The following is a 21,542-nucleotide window of genomic DNA, read 5'->3' on the forward strand; positions in this document are numbered from 1 at the left end:
GCTACATCCGTTCCGGGGCTGAAACGCCCAGCAGTGAGAGTCCGTTGGCGATGACCTGGCGCGCGGCTTCGCACAGCGCGAGCCGGGCGTACGTCAGCGCGTCCGCCTCCTCGTCGCCCTGCGGCAGCACCCGCGCCACGTCGTAGAACTTGTGGTAGGCACTGGCGAGTTCCTCCAGGTAGCGCGCGATCCGGTGCGGCTCACGCAGCTCGGCCGCGCGGGCGATGACCGCACCGAACTCGCCGATGGTGCGGATCAGCTCGCCTTCCTTCGGATGGTCGAGCAGCCCGTAGTCGATCTCGTCGGGCCCAGGCGTCGCCAGGCCAAGGTCGGCCGCGTTGCGCTGCAGCGACGCCAGCCGCGCGTGGGCGTACTGCACGTAGAACACCGGGTTCTCGTTGGTGTGCTTGCGCAACAGGTCGAGGTCGATGTCCACCGGCGAGTCGACCGAGTAGCGGGTCAGCTCGTAGCGGGCCGCGTCCACCCCGACGGCCTCGACCAGGTCCTCCATGGTGATCACGGTGCCCGCGCGCTTGCTCATCCGCACCGGCTTGCCCTCGCTGACCAGGTTGACCATCTGCCCGATCAGCACCTCGACGACGTCGGGGTCGTCGCCGAGCGCCGCGGCGGCGGCCTTGAGCCTGCCGATGTAGCCGTGGTGGTCTGCTCCGAGCATGTACAGACACAGGTCGAAACCGCGCTCGCGCTTGTCCTTGAGGTAGGCGATGTCGCCCGCGATGTAGGCGGGCGCGCCGTCGCTCTTGATGACGACGCGGTCCTTGTCGTCACCGAAGTCGGTCGAGCGGATCCACCACGCGCCGTCGGCGTGATACACCGAGTCGGACAGCTTGAGCTGGTCAAGCGCCGTCTCGACGGCACCCGAGATGTGCAGCGAGTCCTCGTGGAAGAAGACGTCGAAGTCGGTGCCGAAGTCGTGCAGGCTGCGCTTGATCTCCTCGAACATCAGCTGCACGCCGACCCTGCGGAACACCTCGTCGCGCTCGCTGTCCGGCAGCGACAGCGCGTTCGGCTCGACCTCGAGCACCTGGTTCGCGATGTCGGCGACGTAGCCGCCCGCGTAGCCGTCTTGCGGCGCCGGCTCGCCCTTGGCCGCGGCGACCAGCGAGGACACGAACCGGTCGATCTGGGCGCCAGCGTCGTTGAAGTAGTACTCGCGGGTTACCTTGGCGCCCTGCGCGGCCAGGATGCGGCCTAGCGCGTCCCCCGCGGCTGCCCAGCGGGTACCGCCGAGGTGGATCGGGCCGGTCGGGTTGGCCGAGACGAACTCCAGGTTGATCGACATGCCGTCCAGCGCGTGCCCAGTGCCGTAGGTCTCACCAGCGGTGAGCACCTGCCGGATGACCTCACCCTGGGCGTCCGCCGCGAGGCGCAGATTCAGGAAGCCGGGGCCAGCCACCTCGGCGGCCTCGATGCCGTCGGCCTCCGCGAGCCGTTCCGCCAGCGCCGTGGCCAGCTCGCGTGGGGCCATGCCGACCTTCTTGGCGACCTGCAGCGCCACGTTCGTGGCATAGTCGCCGTGCTCGGGATTCCGAGGTCGCTCGATGGTCACGACCTCAGGGAGCACGGCCGTATCCAGGCCGCGCTCGGCCAGCACGGACGTCGCGGTCGAGTGAACGAGTTCAGCGAGCACTGCGGGAGTCACCTGGTGAGTGTAAGTACCAGGGGTGATGGGCGCTGACGACGGGTCCCGGCATGCCCGCGCGGCCTGGCCAGCGGAAAGACCTCCTCGAATGATCCCACCTCACAGCGGATAGACACGGCGCGGCTACCCTGGCTTGCGGTGACGGCGAATCCGCACGTGTGGGTGGAATCACCACGGGCAGGCACCAACGAGACGAGGTCGGCGCAGAAACATGGCTAGCGGCACCAAGAAGAAGGGCAAGGGCGGCGTCAGCGACTTGCGCGCGGCGACGGATGCGGTGAACAAGAGGCAGGTGCCGTGGGGCACGCTCATCGCCGTCGTAGCGATCGTCGCGCTGGCGGCGGTCGTGTTCGGCTACTACATCATCGAGTCGGCGCCGAAGCGCGAGCAGGAGGCCCGCGAGGAGGCCGCGGCTTCGTTCCAGCCCAGCGCCCAGAACCCCGACCCGTCCAAGGACATCGAGGGCGTCGAGATCACAGAGATCAAGGCAGCGGGGCACGTCAAACGGAACCAGCGCGTCGCCTACGACGTGGAGCCGCCGATGGGCGGGCCGCACGAGGACGTGTGGGCCGACTGCAACGGCACCGTGTACCCGGAGGGCGTGCGCACCGAGAACATGGTGCACACGATGGAGCACGGCGCGGTGTGGATCACCTACAACCCGGACAAGCTGGACTCGGAAGCCGTCGACCTGCTCAAGCTGCGGGTCGAGAACAAGCCGTACACCGTGATGTCGCCGTACCCCGGCATGGACTCGCCGATCTCGCTGCAGGCATGGGGCCATCAGCTCAAGGTTGACAGCGCGGAAGACGAGCGCATCGACCAGTTCATCGCCGCGCTGCGCCGCAACCCGAACGTCGCTCCTGAGCCCCAGGGTGGCTGCTCCTCGCAGCCGGGCATGTTCGACGTCGACAACCCACCACCGTTCAACCCGGAGGAGCCGGGCAAGGACGCCGTGCCGATGGACTACAACGCCGGCGGGCCCATGGCCGGGCAGCCTGGTGCGGGCCAGCCGGTGCCAGGCGCGGGCGATGCCGGTGATGGTGACAAGGCGCCTGCTGACGAGTGACCGGCGACGCTGACACCTCAGCGGAACCGGTCGCCGCATCGGAGTCCAGCGCCGCGGCGGAGACATCCGGCGCACCAGCGGCGTCCGGTGCCCCTGGCTGGGCACGTGCGGTGATCCTGGGCGGCGCCGGGCTCGCGTTGCTGCTCATCGGCGCGACGATCGGCCTGCTGATCGGGCGCTCGGAACAGCCGGTATCCGAGCGGGCAACGAGCCCCAATCAGGTGGACATCGGGTTCGCTCAGGACATGACGGTGCACCACCTGCAAGCGGTCACCATGGGCCAACTCGCCTACGCGCGCGGCGATGACCAGGCTATTCGCAGCATCGGATTCGACATCGCTGGCACCCAGCAGGGCCAGGTCGGCACGATGCAGGGCTGGCTCTCGCTCTGGAACGCACCGGAGCAGGCAGCCGACGACGTGATGACCTGGATGGCGCACGGTTCGGACTCCGGCACGGCGCACGGCTCGATGACCGCCGAGGGCGACGCCGCCATGCCCGGTATGGCCACCAGCGACGACATGCGGAAGCTGCGGTCGCTCTCCGGCGAGGAGTTCGACGTCTTCTTCCTGCAGCTCATGCTGCAGCATCACCAGGGCGGCACACCGATGGCCGAGTACGCCGTGGCGAACGCCAATGTCCAGCAGGTGCGCGCACTGGCACGCAGCATGCTCACGTCGCAGGGCGCGGAGATCACGGTGATGAAGGGAATGCTCACGGCACGCGGTGCCGAGCCGTTACCGTTCTAGCCGACCCCGTGCTAGGCAGGTCTCTCCCCTGCTTGCGCTGACTTGAGCGCGTCGATCTGTTCGCTCAGCATCCAGCGGGCGCGTTTTCTGATCGCCTCCCGCTGCTCGGGGAAGCCGCCTACCATCATGCCGATGCCGCCCATGAGGGCGATGATGCGTTCCGCTTCGTGCTCGACGTCCACGCCGTCCGCCAACTCGCTCGCCTCGTCGGCCTGGTCGAGCAGCGACATCACGAACGCCCGCAGGCCCCGGTAGCCGAGCGAGTCCCCTTCCGCGACGACGAACTGCTGCGCCGCGCCGTGCCCCCAGAACGCGGTGAGCACGGTCCAGCAGAGCAGCATCTCCTCGTCCAACGGCAGCAACGCCTCCATCGCTGCCCGCAGCGCCGCGAGGCCGGACCCGCCCGCCGCGGCCTTGCCGATGCGCTCGGCGATGTGTTCGTTGTTGTAGCGCAGCACGGCCGTCATGACATCGGCCTTGCCGGTGAAGTAGTGCGTCACCGCACCCGTCGACACGCCAGCCTCATACGCGATGCCACGCATGGACGCCGCGTGCACGCCGCGTTCGGCCACCAGTCGGCGGGCGGCGACGACGATTCGCTCCTTGGCATCCGGGTCGCGAATCTGCTTCACCATGAGCCGATGCTACGGCGAACACGTCGCCCCGCACAGCGTCACCACACCGGCGGGTACTCGCCTCACCCAGCGAGCAGCCCCTTGGCTATGTGGGTCACCTGGATCTCGTTGCTCCCCGCGTAGATCATCAACGACTTGGCGTCCCGCGCGAGTTGCTCGACGCGGTACTCGCTCATGTAGCCGTTGCCGCCGAACAACTGCACCGCCTCCATGGCGACCTCGGTCGCGGTCTCCGAGGCATACAGCTTCATCGCGGACGCTTCGGCCAGGTCAGGCAGCGCACCAGCACGCAGCTTCTCGATCGCGGAGAACACCATGTTCTGCACGTTGATCCGCGCGATCTCCATCTTCGCCAGCTTGAGCTGGATCAGCTGGAACTGGCCGATCTCCCTGCCCCACAGCGTGCGCTGCTTGGCATAGTCGACCGAGAGCCGGTGGCACTCGTTGATGATCCCCAGCGCCAGTGCGGCGACACCGACCCGCTCGACGGCGAAGCTGGCGCGAGCGCTGTCCCTGCCGTCGCCGTCGGAGGCCGCTGGCTCGCGCTCACCGAGCAGCCGGTCCTTGCCGAGCCGGATGTCGGAGAAGAACAACTCCCCCGTCGGCGATGACATCATGCCCATTTTCTTGAACGCCCGGCCTTGTGTGAGGCCGGGCATGCCCTTGTCGAGCACGAAGGTCAGCACCGGACGGTCCCGCTGCGGCGTGCCGTCGCCGGTGTCGAGCTTGGCGTAGACGACGATGACATCCGCGTGCGGGCCGTTGGTGATGAACGTCTTCTGCCCATTCAGGATGTACTCGTCACCGTCGCGCCGCACCGTCGTCGTCATGCCGCCGAACGCGTCCGAACCGGAGCCGGGCTCGGTGATAGCCCAGGCTCCAATGTGCTCGAATGTGGCGAGCTTGGGCAGCCAGCGTTCCTGTTGCGCCAGCGTGCCCTTCGCCAGAATCGTCTGCGCCGTCAGTCCGATACTGACGCCCATCGACGCGACGATGCCGAGGCTGACTCCAGCCAACTCGCTCACCGCGATCAGCGCCAGCGACTCCTGCCCGCCGAACGGACTACCGCCGGAATCGCCCGTGGACTCCGACGTCTCCCCCGACTCGGCGCGCTTGCGCCGCTTGGCCAGCAGCGCGTTGATCGACTCCGATGCCATGGTGTCCACACCGAACGCGGCGAACAGCTTACGGATGATGTCGTACGGCGGCAGCGCCCCGGACTCCAGTTCATCGACGTGCGGACGAATCTCCTTGTCGACAAAGGACCGGATGGAGTCGCGGATGAGGACTTCGGTCTCCGACCATTCGAACATGTCGCTCCCCTCACCAGTCGCCGAGTTGATCCGCGACCGCGTCGATGGTCCATTCCTTGTCGGTTTCGGCGGTCTCGGCGGCGGTCCAGCCCGCGAGTCGCTGGATCGAGCCGCCCTGCACCGCGAACACCTGGCCGGTGTGCGGGCACTTCTCAGTGGCCAAGTACGCGACCAATGGGGCGATGTTCGCCGGGGCAAGCAGGTCCGGCTCGCCCTCCGGCACTTCCTGCGCGAACAGTGCGCCCATACCGGGCGTGGCTAGCGTGAGCCGGGTACGTGCGATCGGCGCGATGGCGTTCACCCGCACGCCGTAGCGATTCAGCTCCTCAGCCGCGACGAGCGTCAACGCCGCGATGCCCGCCTTGGCCGCGCCGTAGTTCGCCTGACCAGCGTTCGGCACTGTGACACCCGATGCCGACGCTGTGTTCACCACCGAGGCCGTCACCTGCTCGCCAGCCTTGGACCGCGCCTTCCAGTACGCGGCGGCGTGGTGCAGCACGGCGGCGTGCCCCTTGAGGTGGACGTCGATCACCGCGTCCCACTGCGACTCGTCCATCCCCGCGATGAAGGCATCCCGCAGGATGCCCGCGTTGTTCACCACGACGTCGAGGCCGCCGAATTCCGCGACCGCCTGCTCGATCAACCGCTCCGCGCCATCCCAGCCCGCGACGTTGTCGGTGTTGGCGACGGCGGTGCCGCCCGCGGCGGTGATCTCGTTGACGACGTCCTGCGCGGGGCCCTCGTCGGAACCGCTGCCGTCATTGGCGCCGCCGAGGTCGTTGACGACGACCCGCGCGCCCTCGGCGGCGAACAGCAGCGCGTGTTCCCTGCCGATGCCCCTGCCCGCTCCGGTGATGACCGCGACGCGACCGTCCAGTGATGCTGCCATGAGTCCTCCCTATGCGCCCGTGATCTCCGCGAGGCCGTCCTTGATCACGACGGCGTCGTCGGTGGTGGTTTCGTAGGCGTAGCGGCTCACGCCATCGGTCGTGTCCGCGTGCCAGAACTCGGTGGTGAGGTCCTGTCCGGGCAACACCGGCTTGGCGAAGCGCACCGCGAGCCGCCGCAACCGGGTGACGTCGGCGTCCGCGAGTTCGGTCAGCGCGGCCCAGGACGTGAAGGCCATCGTGCACAAGCCGTGCGCGATGATTCCCGGCAGCCCGGCGTCCTTGGCGACCTGCTCGTCCAGGTGGATCGGCATTGGGTCGCCCGCGGCGGGGCTGTAGCGGAACGTCTGGTCGTCGTCGACGTGCTGGCAGACCTTCGCGACCGAGCCCCGCGTGCGCAGTTGCTCGTCGAATGCGTGCTCCGGAGCCTGCTCACCCACGGTGTCGCCGGTGTCGAAGCCCCGCACGAAGAACGTCACGTACTGCTCGTTGACCAGCTCGCCCGCCGCGGTGTGCGTGGTCAGGTACACGCAGGCAGCGGTGCCGTTGGGCTTGCCGCGCCATCCGGTCATGGTGGCTTTCGCGACGAGTTCGTCGCCGGGGCGAATAGGGCGGTGGAACCGGAAGTCCTGCTCACCGTGCACGATCCTGCCGATCAGCGACAGCGGCACGACCTCGAGTGCGGGTTCCATCAGCGACTCGAACACCGGCACGATCGCGAACACCGGGCTGGCGACGTCACCAGCGCGATGGGCGGGAATCGGATCGTTGGTGGCCTCGGCATAGGCGGCCAGCCGCTCGCGGGTGACGTCGAACCGCGTCTCGTTCGTCCAGTTGCCCAGCGCGCTCGCGTCGAAGGTGAGCTGGTCTGCCATCAGGCCGACCCAATCAGCTCGGCGAAGTTCGCCAGCGACTCGTCCAGGTTCTTCTTACCGTCCTTCTCAACGGCCTTGCCGAGCGCGCCGACGATCATCTGGCCCTCGAACTCGGCGTCGATGGTGGCGACGGACCCGGTGTCATTCGCGGCCACCTTCAGGTCGAACCGGACCTTCACACCAGCCATGCCGGTGCCCGAAATGGACAGCGCACTCGGGGCGTCGAACTCATCGACCGTCCAGGTGATGGTGTTCGGCATGCCGAGCATCGTGACGACCTCGGTCGCCTGCGCGCCCTGGCTGAACTCACTGGGCACATCGCCCTTCCACTTGGTGTGGATGGTCAGCCACTTCTCGAAGTTGCTCGGATTGGACAGTTCACCCCAGACCTTCTCCGGTGCCGCGGGAAGCTCGACGGACGCGCTGATCTGACCCATGGTGGTTCTCCCTTCGGTTGGACTAGCGCTCGGCGCGCTGGTAGGCGGTGACGACGGCGGCGCCACCGAGGCCGATGTTGTGTTGCAGTGCGGCATCGACGCCGTCGACCTGACGCGCGTCGGCCGTCCCTCGCAGTTGCCAAGTGAGCTCGGCGCACTGCGCGAGTCCGGTCGCGCCGAGCGGGTGTCCCTTGGAGATCAGCCCGCCGGAGGGGTTGACCACCCACCTGCCGCCGTACGTGGTGTCGGCGGCGTCGATCAGTTTGGGCGCCTCGCCCTCGCCGCACAGTCCGAGCGCCTCGTAAAGCAGCAGTTCGTTGGCGGAGAAGCAGTCGTGCAGCTCGATCACGGCGAAGTCCTCCGGCCCGAGCCCCGACTGCTCGTACACCGAACGCGCGGCACGGACGTTCATGTCGTAGCCGATGATGTTCTTCGCGCTGCCATCGAATGTGGACTCATCGTCCGTTGTCATCGACTGGCCGACGATCTCCACCGCCTGCCCTGCGAGTCCGTGTTGCTCCACATAGGACTCGCTGGCGAGTATCGCGGCCGCGGATCCGTCCGATGTGGGCGAACACTGCAGCTTCGTCAGCGGCGAGTAGATCTCCCGGGAGCTCAGGATCTCGTCGAGCGTGTAGACGTCCTGGAACTGCGAGTACGGATTGTTCGCCGAGTGGCGATGGTTCTTCTCCCCGATCTTGGCGAAGTGCTCAGGAGTGGAGCCGTACCGCTCCATGTGCTCGCGGCCCGCCGCGCCGAACATCCACGGGGCCGGCGGGAACACGGGGTCGTAGAGCTCGCAGAGCGCCTGGATATGACGCATCATCGGCTGCTCACGGTCGTCGTAGGTGGTGCCGAGCGAGCCAGGCTGCATCTTCTCGAAGCCGAGCGCGAGCACGCAGTCCGAGCGACCGCCCCTGATCGCCTCGGCGGCCAGATACAGCGCGGTCGACCCGGTGGAGCAGTTGTTGTTGACGTTGAGGACCGGAATGCCGGTCATGCCCAGCTCGTACACCGCGCGCTGCCCGGACGTCGACTCGCCGTAGACATAACCGACGTAGGCCTGCTCGACAGCGCCGTAGGACGCGCCCGCATCGTCGAGGGCCTTCGTGCCCGCCTCCTTCGCGAGCTGCGGATAGTCGCCGTCCTCGCGACTGCCGGGCTTGTCGAACTTCGTCATGCCTACGCCGACGACGTACACCGTGTTCGCCACTGCGGCCGCTCCTTCCGCTTCCTTGCTGACGCCCGTCGGGCCGTCGCAACCTCTTGGTAAGAAACATACATTCAAGACTGACTGTTTTCTAGATCTGCGCGGCGATTCCCTGGCTCTCGCTGTTGACTGTGAGCCATGAGCTGCGGATTAGATCCCTCTGTTGCGGCCGTCACACAGCATTGGGGCATCGGACCCCGCAGGCCCACTGAGCCAGATTACAGTCAGTAACGCACGTAAGTTACACTGAGAGGTATGACCAGCAGCGCGACCGGCACCCGCCGCCCGAGGCGCACCCAGGAGGAGCGCAGCGCGACGACGAGGCGTGCGCTGCTTGAGGCCACCATCGACGTCCTCGTCGAGGAGGGCTACGCGAACCTGACGACCACAAAGGTCGCCGCGCGGGCGGCCGTGTCGCGCGGGGCGCAGGTGCACCACTTCCCCACCAAGGCCGCCCTGGTCGGCGAGGCCATCCAGTACCTGATCGGCAAGGTCAGCCAGTCGCTGCTGAGCGAGGTTGGCCAGCTGCCGCCAGGCCCGTCTCGCGCGGGCGAGGCGCTTGACCTGCTGTGGGACACCTACCGGGGCAAAACGTTTCAAGCGGTGGTGCAGCTGTCCGTCGCGGGCGGCGGTGACCCGGAGATCGACGAGAAGCTCGCCACCCTCAACCAGGTCGTCGCGGACCTGATCCGGGGGTCGGTGCCGGTGCTGTTCCCGCACGAGGCATCCCATCCGGACTTCGAGGACGCGCTCTACACCGCGATCAACACGATGACTGGGCTGGCGATGAGCCAGCGCGTCGCGAAGCTGAGCGAGGCCGAGGTCTCCGGCCGCTGGCGGCGCACGAAGGCCCAGCTGCTGCGGCTGATCCAGCTGGACGACTGACACCGTCCGCGCGAGTCTCACCTTATTTCTCGCGAGTCACACCGTAATCGCCGCGAGTTGCACCTTATGGCATGCGAACTGCACCTTCGCGGCCGCAAGCACTCGAACCAACGACAAGCCGGAACACGGAACTCGCGGACCCATACCGCGGGACTCGCGGGCAGCAACGTGCAACTCGCGGCCAAGAAGGTGCAACTCGCGAGAAATAGGGTGGGACTCGCGGGTTAGGGCAGGGCGCGCGGGCCGTAGCGGTCGGCAAGGAGGAGCGCCAGGTGGAGTCCGAGGGGGTGGTCGTCCAGTGGGTGGCCGAGGAGGTCTTCGACCTGGCGGAGCCGGTAGAGCACGGTGTTCTTGTGTACACCGAGCGCGGCGGCGGCCGCGCGGGCGCCGCCCGCGTCCAGGTACGCCAGCGCGGTCGTGCGCAGCCGCCCGACCGTCTCGCCGGAGCCGGCTAAACCGCCCAGCTCGCGGCGCACCATGGCGCGCATCGCCTCGTCGTCGGCGGACAAGCAGCTGATCAGCTCGACATCGCGGTAGCAGGTCACCGGCTCGTCACGCACCGACGCCGCGGCGACCCGCTGCGCCCGGAGCGCCTCCCGGTGGCTGGTGCGGAAGCCGTCGAGCCCCCGTGCTGCCGTGCCCACAGCGATCCGCAGCGAATCCGAACGCCGCAGCGCGTCCAACTCGCGCAGCCGTTCCAGCGGCAGCTCGTCGCCGCCCGCCAGCCACGCCCACACCACCCGCGCGCTGGCGCGCACCGCAAGCGGCCGGGGACAGCCCAGCGCCGAGGCGGCCTCTCCCGCCAGCGACTCCAGCTGCTCGGCGGGATCGGGCTCGCCAACGGATTCCCGCGCCCACAGCACCAGCGCCGTCTGGTGCCGCAGCAGGTTGTGACCCAGCTGCTCGCGCGCGGCCGAGACGTCGATCGCCTCGCCGCGCAGGATCGCGTGCACGGTCTCCGTCCTGCGCACCAGCGCACCGCGCAGTCGTCGTTCGCTCTCCTCGGTGTGGGTGTCGACGAGCAGGTCGATGTTGCGCTCCAACGCACGGCTGACCCGCTCCCACAGGAACTCGAGCACCGCCATGCGCAGCTCGGAATCCTCGATGCGGTCGGTGACGATCCGCATCAGCTTCGCCCAGAACACCCGCTGGCCCACCCGGTACATCCGAAGCAGCAGGCTGACGTCGTGACCGCGCACCGCCAGCGTGCGAGCCAGCTCGACGGCGGCGGGCGGGAAGGTCATATCCGCCTGCGGGTCCTTGGCCGACTGAACCAAGTACGACCACAACAGGTCGTGGGTGCTGACGTCGAGGTCGCGGCGGATGCCGATGTCGGCCGCCACCTCAGGGACCTCGGCGGCCAGCTCGGCGGTTACCACCTCGGTCAGCTCGGTGACCAGGTCTTCGCGCAGCATCGTCTCGGCGTAACGCTCCACCCACGCGAGCACGTCGCGCTGGCTGACCCGTGCCGCCATCCGGCTGCGCTCCCTTCCGCGATCGGAGTATCGCGTTGGCCGAACGGTACAACACGCCGACCGTGATCTGGCCAGTCAACTCAAGCGCGCCTCATGCGCCCGCCGCCATACTGCGGCGTGACGGATGACACAGGACGGAGAGGAACGGGGCGCATGGCACGGAGTGCGAAGTCTCCCGCGGCGATCAGGGATCAGGTCGCGGGGAAAGTCGTGGCGATCACCGGTGGCGCGCGGGGCATCGGCAAGGCGACAGCCGAGCAGTTCCTCGCGAACGGCGCGGCGGTCGCGATCGGGGACGTCGACGTCGAGCTGGCCGAGAAGACCGCCGTCGAGCTAGGCGCGAGGCCACACGCGACGGTGGTCGGCCTGCCGCTCGACGTCACCGACCGGGCGTCGTTCGGGACGTTCCTTGACCAGGTCACCGACCGGCTCGGTGGATTAGACGTGCTGGTCAACAACGCCGGGATCATGCCGACCGGGATGTTCCTCGACGAGACCGACGCGATGACCGACCGGATGCTCGACATCAATCTGCGCGGGGTCATCACCGGCAGCAAGCTCGCCGGGCAACGGTTCGCCAGCAGGCGCAGCGGCACCATCGTCAACATCGCGTCGCTGGCTGGCATGACCGCCGAAGCCGGCATCGCGACGTACTGCGGCACCAAGCACGCCGTCGTCGGGTTCACCGAGGCGCTGCGCCGCGAGCTGCTGGACAGCGGCGTCAACGTCACCGCGGTGCTGCCCGGCATCGTGCGCACCGAACTGTCCGCTGGCGCGAACCTGCCCGGCTGGGCGGAGAACATGACCACGGTCGATCCGGAGGACGTCGCCAGCACCGTCGTCAGAGCCGTGGTCAGCAATAAGGGCAGGTTGACCGTGCCGACGTCGCTGACCGCGACCATCAAGGTCATGTCGCTGCTACCCGAGCGGGCGCGCTACGCCTTCGCCAGGGCCACCAAGCTGGACCGGGCGTTCAGTGACCCCGACCCGGCGCAGCGGGACAAGTACCACCGCCGCATCGTCGGAGGTGACAGGTGAGCATCGAGATCCGCTCCCCCGCCGACGGCAGCGTGGTCGGCGTCGTCAGCGATCAGCAGCCGAACGAGGTGACCGAGGCCGTCGAGCGACTGCGCGAGCATCAGACGTCCTGGGAGAACATCGGCTTCGCGGAGCGGGCGCGCTGGCTGCGCCGCTATCGCGACTGGTTGCTGGACAACGAGGACCAGCTGGCGCGCATCCTGCAGTCAGAGACCGGCAAACCGTGGGCGGAAGCCACCATCGAGGTGCCCTACGCCGCCGATGTCATCAACTACTACAGCAAGCACGGCCAGCGGTTCCTCACCGAGGAGACGCCGCGTGCGCACGGCCCGATGACGCTGACCAAGCGGCAGCGCGCGGTGCATCGGCCGTATCCGGTGGCCGGGGTGATCACGCCGTGGAACTTCCCGGTCGCGTTGTCACTGATGGACGCCATCCCCGCACTGCTAGCTGGCGCGGCCGTGGTGGTCAAACCGTCCGAGTTCACACCGCTGGCGATCAGCACGGCCCTAGCTGGCTGGGCGGAGATCGGCGCACCGCCGGTGCTGACCTGCCTGACGGGGGCGGGCGCGACGGGTGCCGCGCTGGTCGACGCCGTTGACTACGTGCAGTTCACCGGCTCGACCCGCACCGGGACCGCGATCGCGACGCGCGCGGCGGAGCGGCTGATCCCGTGCGGACTGGAGCTGGGCGGCAAGGATCCGATGCTGGTGCTCTCCGACGCGGACCTCGACCGTGCCGCGAACGCCGCGGTGTGGGGCGGGATCTGCAACTCGGGCCAGATGTGCACTTCGGTGGAGCGGATCTACGTCGAAGCCCCGGTCTACGAGGACTTCGTCAACCGCGTCGTGGCGCGGGTGCGCGAGCTGCGGCAAGGCACCGACGGCCCCGTCGGCGCTGCTGGCGCTGGCTTCCGCTACGACGTCGGCGCGCTGGCGAACCAGGCGCAGGCCGAGATCGTGCGCCGCCACGTCGACGAGGCGATCCAGGCTGGTGCGAAAGCGCTCGTCGGCGGCAAACCCGCTGGCACGGGGACGTTCTTCGAGCCGACCGTGCTCGTCGACGTCGACCACACCATGGCGTGCATGCGGGAGGAGACCTTCGGGCCGACGTTGCCGATCATGAAGGTGGCCAACGCCGACGAGGCGGTGCGACTGGCCAACGACACGCCCTATGGGCTATCCGCGACGGTGTTCACGCGCGACACCGAGCACGGTGAGCGCATCGCACGCCGGTTGGAAGCGGGCGCGGTCAACGTCAACGACGTCTTCACCAATCTTTTCGCGCTGCCACTGCCGATGGCCGGCTGGAAGCAGTCCGGGATGGGCGCCCGCAACGGCGGCGCTCATGGCATCCGCAAGTACTGCCGCACGCAGGCGATCGTGTCCTCGCGGGTGGCACCTCGCTCGGAGCCGATGTGGTACCCATACCGGCCGCTGCGCGGGAATCTGGTGCGACGGCTGACGCGCTTCGTCATGGCACGCGACCTCCGGCGGCGGCTCGGGTTGCGCTGAGACGTCAGGCCTTCGCGCTAGGGTGGCGGCGACAGCGAGGCCATCGCGAAGGGACGTCAGGTGCGAGTGAACGCCGCGACCAGCGGGGAGAACGGCTCGGCGCGACCGCGCAACCGCAAGGAAGTCATCCTGCGCACCGCGACCGAGCACTTCCTGCGCAACGGCTACCACCGGACGTCCATGGTCGACATCGCGGCGACCATCGGCATCACGTCGACCGCGCTGTACCGGCACTTCACCAATAAAGAAGAGCTGCTGACCCGCAGTGTCCTCGACGGTCTTGACGAGATCATCGAGGGCATCGCACGCACCGAGAGCCTGGACGAGCTGATCGACTCGCTGGCGCATGGTGCGCTGGCGCATCGCGGCATGTCGGCGTTGTGGCAGCGGGAATTCCGCTACCTCTCAACGGAGACACAGGCACTGGTCATGCGCAAACTGGTCGGGGCCGCCGCGACCGCGCAGGCCGCGATCCAGCGCGCCAGGCCGGAGCTCAACCACGACGACGCCGAGTTCCTCGGCTGGTGCGTGCTCGCGGTGTTCGAAAGCGTGTCGCACCACCAGGTCATGCTGCCCGCGCAGGAGTTCCGGGTCCTGCTGCGCACGGTGGCACATCGGGTGGCGGCGACCGAACTGCCGACCGGCGCCGCTGGCGGCGAGCCGGAGTCCGCTGAGCACACGATCGATCCCGTCATCCCGATGCCGCACGAGGCGTCGGGAACCTCGCGCAGGGACCGGCTGATCGCGGCGGCGGCGTTGCTGTTCAGCGAGCGCGGCTACGCGTCGGTCAGCATCGACGACATCGGCGCGGCCGTCGGCATCACGGGCCCCAGCGTGTACTACCACTTCCGGCGCAAGTCCGACCTGCTCGCCGAGATCATCGACCGAGCCGCGGCCGCGACCGAGCACTACACCGCCGTGTCGATCGACGACGCGGACAATCCGGTCGACTCGCTGGAGCGGATGCTGCGCTACTACATCAGCTTCGCGTTCACCCATCGGGATCTCGTGCGGGTCGCGGTGAGTGAACTCACCCATCTTCCTGCCGACGTCGCTGCCGGGCACCGCGCTCGGCAGCGCGAGGGGATCATGACCTGGGCGCGGGCCCTGCAGGCGGTGCGGCCTGACCTGGACGAGGCGGCCGCACGGGTGGTCGTGCAGGCGGCGATTATGATCGTCAACGACGTCGTTCGGCTACCTGGCCTCATGTGGCGCCCCCGGTTGCACGACGACCTGTTCGCCGCGGGGATGGCAGCGCAAGTGACGCAGCGCACATAGAATTTTGGACTTTTTGGGTGTCCGGGCTTTTCTAGATCACCCAAACGGGTACTATCTGAGGCCTCCCCCCGACAGACCAAACAGACCACTAACGGCCATCAACTGGGTTATCGGATGGCCGGACGAGAGGTTCCCGCGTGTCTATCAACACGGTTGCACCGCAACGAAATGCGCGAAATTACTGCACCGTCGCCGAACTCGTCGCGCGCGAACGCGCCGCGTACACCCCGTACCGCCGTCCCCGGCAGCAGCACAGGGAGCGCCAGCTGCAGCCGGTGACCGAGCTGCTGCGGCGTGAGGGCATCGAGTTCAGCGGCGAGGACACCCCGACGATCGAGATGCCGACCACCAGGATCCACGTCAGCCAGCTGAGGCAGCGTGGGGCCGAGCCGACGCAAGGCGCGGCGCGGCCAGAGCGGGTTGACGCGAAGGCGGGCCGGCAGGCAGGCACCAAGGACGACAAGCGCCGTGGCGGCAGGTTCGGCGCCATCAGCAGCGCCGCCGTGCTGTGCGGGCTCACCGTCGCCGGGCTGATCGCGCTCAAGCCGACCATCGCCTCCGGCCCGGCCGACACGCTGGCCGACGCCGCTGGCACCCCCGGCGACCAGACGACGAGCGAGGCTCGCGTCGGTGGCGTCCAGCCGACGAGCACGGTGCTCAACGCCAGCAATGCCGCCGACACCTCGCAGCGGGCCACCGGCGGTGCGGCGCAGCAGCAGTCCAGTGTCGGCGGCGGCGTGCGGGCCACACAGCAGGCCAGCGAGCCGAGGACGGCGGCGCCCGGTCCGAGCAGGACGGTCGCGCCGGTGCCAGCGGACGAGACGCAGCAGTCCGAGCCGACCACGCGGCAGAGCGAGCCGTCCCAGCAGAACGAGGACGACGGCGGCCTGATCGACGACACCGTCGACACGGTCGACGACACCGTCGAGACGGTTGACGACACGCTCGACCCGGTCACCGGCACCATCACCGGCACGCTGGACGGCATGCTGGGCTGAGGCCCCGGCGACGTTCGGCTTTCGGGCTGAACCCCGGCGGCTTTCGGGGCGCCGGGGACCGGGTGACTCGCGTGGGAGTCCGGGCGGCGTCCCGCCCTACGCGGAGTCCGCGGTGGCGATACGGTGGGCGATCAACGTGGTCGCGTCGTCCGCCGACGCCGGTGCCCCGAACAGGAAGCCCTGCGCGCTGTCGCAATGCAGCACCCGCAGCGCCTCGACCTGCGCCGGGGTCTCCACACCCTCGGCGGCGACGTCGAGCCCCAGCGAGTGCGCCAGCGAGATGGTGGCCGCGACGATCTTGTCGTGCGCGGGATCGGTCGGCCCGCCCGGCCGCATCGGCGACAGGAATGACCGGTCGATCTTGAGCGTGTGCACCGGCAGCCTGCCCAGGTGCGCCAGGTTGGAGTAGCCGGTGCCGAAATCGTCGATGGCGAGGCCGACCCCAGCGGCGTCCAACTCAGTCAGCGCGGCCAGTGCGCACGTCGTGTCACCGGCGACCGCGCTCTCGGTCAGCTCCAGCTGCAACCGGTCGGCGGGCAGGCCAGCGGCGTCCAGCGCGCCGAGGACGTCGTTGACGAACGACGCCTCCCGCAGTTGCGTCGCCGCGACGTTGACGCTGACCACGACCGGCACATCGCGGAACTCGTCGTACCAACAGCGCGCCTGTGCGCACGCCTGCTCGAGCACCCACCTGCCGAGCGCGACGATGTGGCCGGTCTGCTCGGCGAGCGGGATGAATCGGTCCGGCCCAAGCAGCCCAAGCTGTGGGTGCCGCCAGCGCACCAGCGCCTCGAAGCCGCTCACCACCGAGTCGGGCAGCGTGACCATCGGCTGATAGTCGAGCACGAACTCGTCGCGGGTGAGCGCGAGCGGGATGGCGGTCGCCAGCTCGTGCTTGGTCGCCTCCTCGGCGCCCCGGTCAGGGTCGTAGCGCTCCCAGCGAGCTCTGCCAAGGGCTTTCGCGCGCTGCAGTGAGATGTCGGCGGCACGCATCAGCTCGGACGGCGCCGTCCCCGCTGCCGCCGTGTGCACCACACCGATGCTGGCGGTGATGCTGTACTCATCGTCGCCGATGCGGATGGGTGCGGCGAGCGTGTCCAGGGTGCGCTCGGCGTAGTGGGCGACGCGGTCGGCATCGGTGCCATCATCTTCGATCAGCAGCACGAACTCGTCGCCGCCGAGCCGCGCGACCCGCACGCCCTCGACGTTGGCCACCTGCTGCAGCCGCTTGGTGACGGCGATGAGCAACCGGTCGCCAGTGTCGTGGCCGAGGCCGTCGTTGAAGCTCTTGAACCCGTCGAGGTCCACGTAACACAGTCCAGCCAGCCGCTCGGACTCCGCGAGCCGCTCCAGGAACAGCTTGCGGTTCGGCAGCCCGGTCAGCTCGTCGTGGCGGGCCTCGTGCCACAGCTGCGCCTCAAGCGCGCGACACTCGGTCAAGTCGACGACGACGCCGATGAGGAAGTCGATCTCGCCTTCCTCGTCCGCGACGGCGGAGAGGGTGACGTCGAGTCGCATCGGCCTGCCGTCGGCGCCGGTGCGAACGCACTCGGCGCGAAACCGTCCGGTCTCCCCCGCGAGCAGCCGGGCCAGGTTGGCGCGGGTCTTCGCGGGGAGATCGTCCGCGATGACGTCGGCGATCGGCAACCCGGTACAGACGTCGTCGGCGCGATCCAGGATCCCCGCGAGAGCGGCGTTGACCTCGAGTATCGAGCCGTCCGGGTCCACGATGGCGATGCCGACCGATGCCTCGGTGAACACCGCGCGGAACCGGGCCTCGCTGGTGCGGCGGCGGCTCTCGGACGCCCGCGCCGCGGCGAGCGCGGCTGCCTGCGTCGTGTGGCGTTCCCGCAGCATCCTGCTGCGCAGTGCGAGCGAGAACCCCTCGGCGACCGCACCCTGTAGCGCGGCGACGCTGGCGACCCCCTGCTCGTCGTCGAGGCCGAGAGCTTCGCCCAGTTCCTCGACGAAGCCGGTGCCAAGCAGGGTGATGGTGCGGTTCAGCGACCGGGCGTTGCGGAAGTTCGCCTCGACCAGCGCCATCCCGACGTCCCGTGCGGCGTCGCGGGTGAGCGGATCGGAGCTCACGGCCCGGACCAGGTCTTTGACCAGCGGCTCAAGCACGCGCTCGATGTCCTCCGGTTGTCTGGCCGGGGAGACGGCTTCCGCGAGCGCGGCCGCCCAACGCCGGGTGAACCGGCGAGTCTCGGCGGCGAGGGACTGCCGCGGCATCAGATCAGGGCCCAAGTCGATCCGTCCACGCTTACCTCACGCCTCGGGGACATCCAAACGTACGGAGCGTACAGGTAGGACTACCCTACAGTGTGATTCCCCGGTATCAAGTCCGTGACAATGCGTGTCGGCCCCTGCGTCACGCGTGCCGCGTTGTAACGGCGCGAGTTCCCCGTTGTGGTGCCGCGAGTCCCCCGTTGCGGCGCTGCGGAGCTCGCATCCGGTGCGCGACGCGGCTGCTACCCGTCCGGGGGCTATAAAGGAGGAATGAGCGAGCCGCAGTATGAACGCTATGTCGCGCTTGGTGACAGCCAGACCGAGGGCCTGTGCGACGGCGACGAGGCGACCGGGTACCGGGGGTGGGCCGACCGGCTGGCCGAGCACCTGGCCGAGCTGAACCCGAACGTCCACTACGCGAATCTCGCCGTGCGCGGCACCCACGCCGCCGACATCAGACGTCAGCAACTCGAACCGGCCCTGGCGATGCGCCCCGACCTGGTCACCGTCGTCGCGGGCATGAACGACCTGCTCCGGCCGTCGTTCGACGCCGACGAGGTGGCAGGCGAGATCGAGGCGATGTTCGCGGCGTTGACCGATGCGGGCGCGCGAGTCGCCACGATCACCTTCCCGAAGATCGGTGAGATCGTGCCGCTGGCCCGGCCGTTGCTGCCGAGAGTCATCGCGCTCAACGCCCGCATCGACCAGGCGGCGGCGCGGCACGGTGTCGCCGTGCTTGAGACCTACCACCAGGGCGTGACCACCGACCAACGGCTGTGGAGCCCTGACCGGTTGCACGCCAGCCCGCTCGGCCACCGCCTCATCGCGGCGGGCATGGCCAACACGCTTGGCCTGCCCGGCAGCAGCACGAACTGGTCGGATCCACTGCCGGGGGTGCCGGAGTCGGGCACGCTCGGCACGGCGGCCGCCGAACTACGGTGGATGGCGACGTTCTTCGGGCCATGGGTCAGCAGGCGGATTCGCGGCAAGTCGTCCTCGGATGGACGCACGGCCAAGCGGCCGGAGCTGACGCCACTCCGGGGGTAGCGCTGTCACTCACCGGCGCATCGCGAACAACACCGAGTGCGCGATGTCGGTGCCGGTGGAGTCCGTGAGGCGGAGAATGGCCGAACGCGGCCCTGGGTCCGGTTTGCCGCCGGTGGCGACGGCACGCAGCGTGATCGTCGCTGTCCCCCGGGCGGGGACCGTTACCGCGCCAGGGGCGGTGAACCGGACGCCCTCGCCGACGCGGGAATCGATCGACACCGACAGTCGCTGCTCCTTACCGGTCAGGCTGGTCAGCCGCACGGTCGCCTCGGCTGGCGAGCGGCCGGTGAGAGTGCGGAACGACGTGCTCACCGGCCCGAGCGCCACCCGGGCGCCGACCGCGGCGCGCAGGTCCGCCAACCCGGCGCCGGTCAGCGTGACGTCGTCCGCCACCGTGCGGCCGTCCTCGTGCTGTGTCAGTGCGCCCTCGGCGGCCGTGTTCACCACGGCCGAACGGACCTGCGCCGATGTCCACTCCGGGTGGGCCGCGCGCAGCACCGCCGCCATGCCAGCCAGGTGCGGGGCCGCCATCGACGTCCCCTCCATAAACGCCCAGCACGTATCGGCGTCGCAGTCGTCGGCGGGAACGCTGGCGAGCACGTTGGCGCCCGGCGCGACGACGTCCGGTTTGACCAGGCTGGCCGTGTCCGGCGTCGGTCCCTGCCCGGAGAACCCGGCCATGATGTTCTCGTTGCCGGTGCGGAAGTAGCTGGCCTCGGCGTCGATCGTGGCCGAAGCGCCGTTGGCGGCCAGCACACCACGCGCCGCGCCGCGTCCGACCATGTACGCCGGGATCGTCGGCTTCGGCTCGACGGACGGGTCCGCCGCCATCGACGTCGGATCGCCCGCGACGTCGTTGACGACCAGCGCGCCGCGCGCCCCCGCGTCCTCGACGGTGCGGACCTTGGCGGAGAAACTGCAGTCACCCCTGCTCACCACCGCGATCCGGCCGGTGAGGTCGAGCCCGTCGAGCGGTTCGCACGCCGTGCCGAGGCCGTTGACATCGCCCTCGACGACGCCGAGCGGCGCCGTGAGGTCCCGGCGCACGGTCGGGAAGTCACCAGCTGCGGCGCGGAACGTCCTGCCGTCAGTAGTGATCGCGGTGCCAACGAAGTGGCCGACCGTGGACGCGCCGGAGGTCAGTGCCCGCTTGGCGGTGCCAGGCGAGGCGACGGTGCCCTCCCCCGGCCCGTCGTTGCCCGCCGCGACCGTGACGACGACGCCCGATTCGTCGAGGTTGTCGACCGCGTCGGCGATCGGGTCCTGCGTGCGCGCGGCCGGACCGCCGAGACTGAGGTTGATGACGTCCATGCCGTCGCGGTAGGCGGCCTCCAGCGCGTCGAGCAGGTCCTCATCGGACGCCGTGCCCACGTCGCCTGGGAAGACGTTGTAGTTGCCCAGCCGCGCGGCTGGCGCGACGCCGGACACCCGGTACGGCACATCCGCTCCCCGCACACTCGCCGGGGTGTCCGCATTGCACGCGACGGTGCCCGCGACGTGGGTGCCGTGCGCACCGACCGCCTCCGGCGTCAGGCTGCTGTCGGAGTGGAACACGCGCGCGACGACGACCTTGTTATTGGTGAAACGCAGGTCGCCGCGCTGCACGCTCACCGGGTAGTCGGTGTCGTCGAAACACGGGTGCTCAACGTCGATGCCGCTGTCGATCACGCCGACGTCGATGTCCGCACCCGCGCTGGCCGCGCCGCCGACCTGCTTCGACCGCCAGGCGCTGATCGCGTTGATCAGGGTCAGGTCGGGGTCGGCCGTGTCGAGCGGTTCGTACGACTGGGTGCGGTGCACGCCGCGCACGCCGGGCGCGCCACGCAGGTCGGCGATCTTGGCGCCGTTGAGCTCCACCGCGACGGCGTTGAGCGCGAGATGGTACTCCCGGGTCACCGTGGCGGATGACGCGCGCAGCCAGCCCCGGAACCGGTCGTGCTGCACGGCGAGTCCCTTCTTGACCGCGCGCACCGGGGCGGCGTCGAGATCGAGCGGCGGCCGGAGTCGTGACGTCCTCGGATGGGTGAGCAGCGGCTCGCCGTCGAAGACGACGATCGCGCTGTCGCCGTTGCCGTGCGTAGCGTGTGTGGCGACATCGGCGGGCGTGGCGGTCGCCGACGTGAAGATGCCACCGATGACGGCGGCACTGGCAATGGCGGCGACGACACCGACGAACGCTCGTCGAGCGCGAGCGGACTTCACCACAATCCTCCTGCGGGCGAGAACGAGCACAGTGGACA

The 21,542-nt window shown here is 69.1% G+C and carries 18 protein-coding genes; 8 read left to right on the plus strand and 10 right to left on the minus strand.

Going from position 1 to position 21,542, the window contains the following annotated elements:
* Window position 1: 1 nt before the first annotated feature.
* Window positions 2-1,663, minus strand: coding sequence for an arginine--tRNA ligase (gene argS, locus AMYHA_RS22280; RefSeq protein ID WP_034274261.1), 1,662 nt, complete (start codon window positions 1,661-1,663; stop codon window positions 2-4).
* A gap of 211 nt (window positions 1,664-1,874) precedes the next feature.
* Between argS and AMYHA_RS22285 the strand changes: the two genes are divergently transcribed.
* Window positions 1,875-2,732 (plus strand): DUF3105 domain-containing protein, encoded by an 858-nt coding sequence (locus AMYHA_RS22285; protein WP_051400188.1) that lies wholly within the window; start codon window positions 1,875-1,877, stop codon window positions 2,730-2,732.
* Window positions 2,729-3,481, plus strand: coding sequence for a DUF305 domain-containing protein (locus AMYHA_RS22290; protein ID WP_034274263.1), 753 nt, complete (start codon window positions 2,729-2,731; stop codon window positions 3,479-3,481). Before AMYHA_RS22285 ends, AMYHA_RS22290 begins: the two co-directional genes overlap by 4 nt.
* A gap of 11 nt (window positions 3,482-3,492) precedes the next feature.
* Here AMYHA_RS22290 and AMYHA_RS22295 read toward each other — a convergent pair whose 3' ends face one another.
* The 6 genes from AMYHA_RS22295 to AMYHA_RS22320 form a co-directional block, all read right to left on the minus strand.
* Window positions 3,493-4,116: a TetR/AcrR family transcriptional regulator gene (locus AMYHA_RS22295; protein ID WP_034274265.1), complete on the minus strand. Its 624-nt coding sequence runs from the start codon at window positions 4,114-4,116 to the stop codon at window positions 3,493-3,495.
* Window positions 4,117-4,178: 62 nt separating this feature from the next.
* Complete coding sequence (locus AMYHA_RS22300) at window positions 4,179-5,429, minus strand: acyl-CoA dehydrogenase family protein (protein ID WP_034274267.1); 1,251 nt, start codon at window positions 5,427-5,429, stop codon at window positions 4,179-4,181.
* Window positions 5,430-5,439: 10 nt separating this feature from the next.
* Window positions 5,440-6,318, minus strand: coding sequence for an SDR family oxidoreductase (locus AMYHA_RS22305; RefSeq protein WP_034274270.1), 879 nt, complete (start codon window positions 6,316-6,318; stop codon window positions 5,440-5,442).
* 9 nt (window positions 6,319-6,327) lie between these two features.
* Window positions 6,328-7,191 carry a MaoC/PaaZ C-terminal domain-containing protein gene (locus AMYHA_RS22310; protein ID WP_034274272.1) on the minus strand — a complete coding sequence of 288 codons (864 nt, stop codon included), beginning with the start codon at window positions 7,189-7,191 and terminating at the stop codon, window positions 6,328-6,330.
* Complete coding sequence (locus AMYHA_RS22315) at window positions 7,191-7,628, minus strand: type II toxin-antitoxin system Rv0910 family toxin (RefSeq protein ID WP_034274277.1); 438 nt, start codon at window positions 7,626-7,628, stop codon at window positions 7,191-7,193. Before AMYHA_RS22315 ends, AMYHA_RS22310 begins: the two co-directional genes overlap by 1 nt.
* A gap of 22 nt (window positions 7,629-7,650) precedes the next feature.
* A complete protein-coding gene (locus tag AMYHA_RS22320) occupies window positions 7,651-8,841 on the minus strand; it encodes a lipid-transfer protein (protein ID WP_034274280.1) in 1,191 nt (396 codons plus the stop codon).
* A 252-nt stretch (window positions 8,842-9,093) separates the two neighbouring features.
* Between AMYHA_RS22320 and AMYHA_RS22325 the strand changes: the two genes are divergently transcribed.
* On the plus strand, window positions 9,094-9,723 hold the full coding sequence (locus tag AMYHA_RS22325; protein WP_034274283.1) for a TetR/AcrR family transcriptional regulator: 630 nt from the start codon (window positions 9,094-9,096) through the stop codon (window positions 9,721-9,723).
* A gap of 224 nt (window positions 9,724-9,947) precedes the next feature.
* Here AMYHA_RS22325 and AMYHA_RS22330 read toward each other — a convergent pair whose 3' ends face one another.
* A complete protein-coding gene (locus tag AMYHA_RS22330) occupies window positions 9,948-11,198 on the minus strand; it encodes a PucR family transcriptional regulator (protein ID WP_034274286.1) in 1,251 nt (416 codons plus the stop codon).
* 153 nt (window positions 11,199-11,351) lie between these two features.
* On the opposite strand from AMYHA_RS22330, the gene AMYHA_RS22335 reads away from it, so the two are divergent.
* The 4 genes from AMYHA_RS22335 (at window position 11,352) to AMYHA_RS22350 (ending at window position 16,026) form a co-directional block, all read left to right on the plus strand.
* Window positions 11,352-12,236, plus strand: coding sequence for an SDR family oxidoreductase (locus tag AMYHA_RS22335; protein ID WP_051400189.1), 885 nt, complete (start codon window positions 11,352-11,354; stop codon window positions 12,234-12,236).
* On the plus strand, window positions 12,233-13,750 hold the full coding sequence (locus AMYHA_RS22340; RefSeq protein ID WP_034274290.1) for an aldehyde dehydrogenase family protein: 1,518 nt from the start codon (window positions 12,233-12,235) through the stop codon (window positions 13,748-13,750). Before AMYHA_RS22335 ends, AMYHA_RS22340 begins: the two co-directional genes overlap by 4 nt.
* Before the next feature lie 60 nt (window positions 13,751-13,810).
* Window positions 13,811-15,028 carry a TetR/AcrR family transcriptional regulator gene (locus tag AMYHA_RS22345; protein ID WP_084037438.1) on the plus strand — a complete coding sequence of 406 codons (1,218 nt, stop codon included), beginning with the start codon at window positions 13,811-13,813 and terminating at the stop codon, window positions 15,026-15,028.
* A gap of 137 nt (window positions 15,029-15,165) precedes the next feature.
* Entirely contained in the window at window positions 15,166-16,026 is an 861-nt protein-coding gene (locus AMYHA_RS22350; RefSeq protein WP_034274293.1) for a hypothetical protein, read from the plus strand.
* A gap of 96 nt (window positions 16,027-16,122) precedes the next feature.
* Here AMYHA_RS22350 and AMYHA_RS22355 read toward each other — a convergent pair whose 3' ends face one another.
* Window positions 16,123-18,258 (minus strand): putative bifunctional diguanylate cyclase/phosphodiesterase, encoded by a 2,136-nt coding sequence (locus AMYHA_RS22355; protein WP_051400191.1) that lies wholly within the window; start codon window positions 18,256-18,258, stop codon window positions 16,123-16,125.
* Between the two features lie 267 nt (window positions 18,259-18,525).
* Between AMYHA_RS22355 and AMYHA_RS22360 the strand changes: the two genes are divergently transcribed.
* On the plus strand, window positions 18,526-19,302 hold the full coding sequence (locus AMYHA_RS22360; RefSeq protein WP_034274299.1) for an SGNH/GDSL hydrolase family protein: 777 nt from the start codon (window positions 18,526-18,528) through the stop codon (window positions 19,300-19,302).
* A gap of 9 nt (window positions 19,303-19,311) precedes the next feature.
* Here AMYHA_RS22360 and AMYHA_RS22365 read toward each other — a convergent pair whose 3' ends face one another.
* On the minus strand, window positions 19,312-21,504 hold the full coding sequence (locus AMYHA_RS22365; RefSeq protein WP_169732969.1) for a S8 family serine peptidase: 2,193 nt from the start codon (window positions 21,502-21,504) through the stop codon (window positions 19,312-19,314).
* Window positions 21,505-21,542 lie beyond the last annotated feature (38 nt).

This window comes from Haloechinothrix halophila YIM 93223, assembly GCF_000504245.1.
GTDB lineage: Bacteria > Actinomycetota > Actinomycetes > Mycobacteriales > Pseudonocardiaceae > Haloechinothrix_A > Haloechinothrix_A halophila.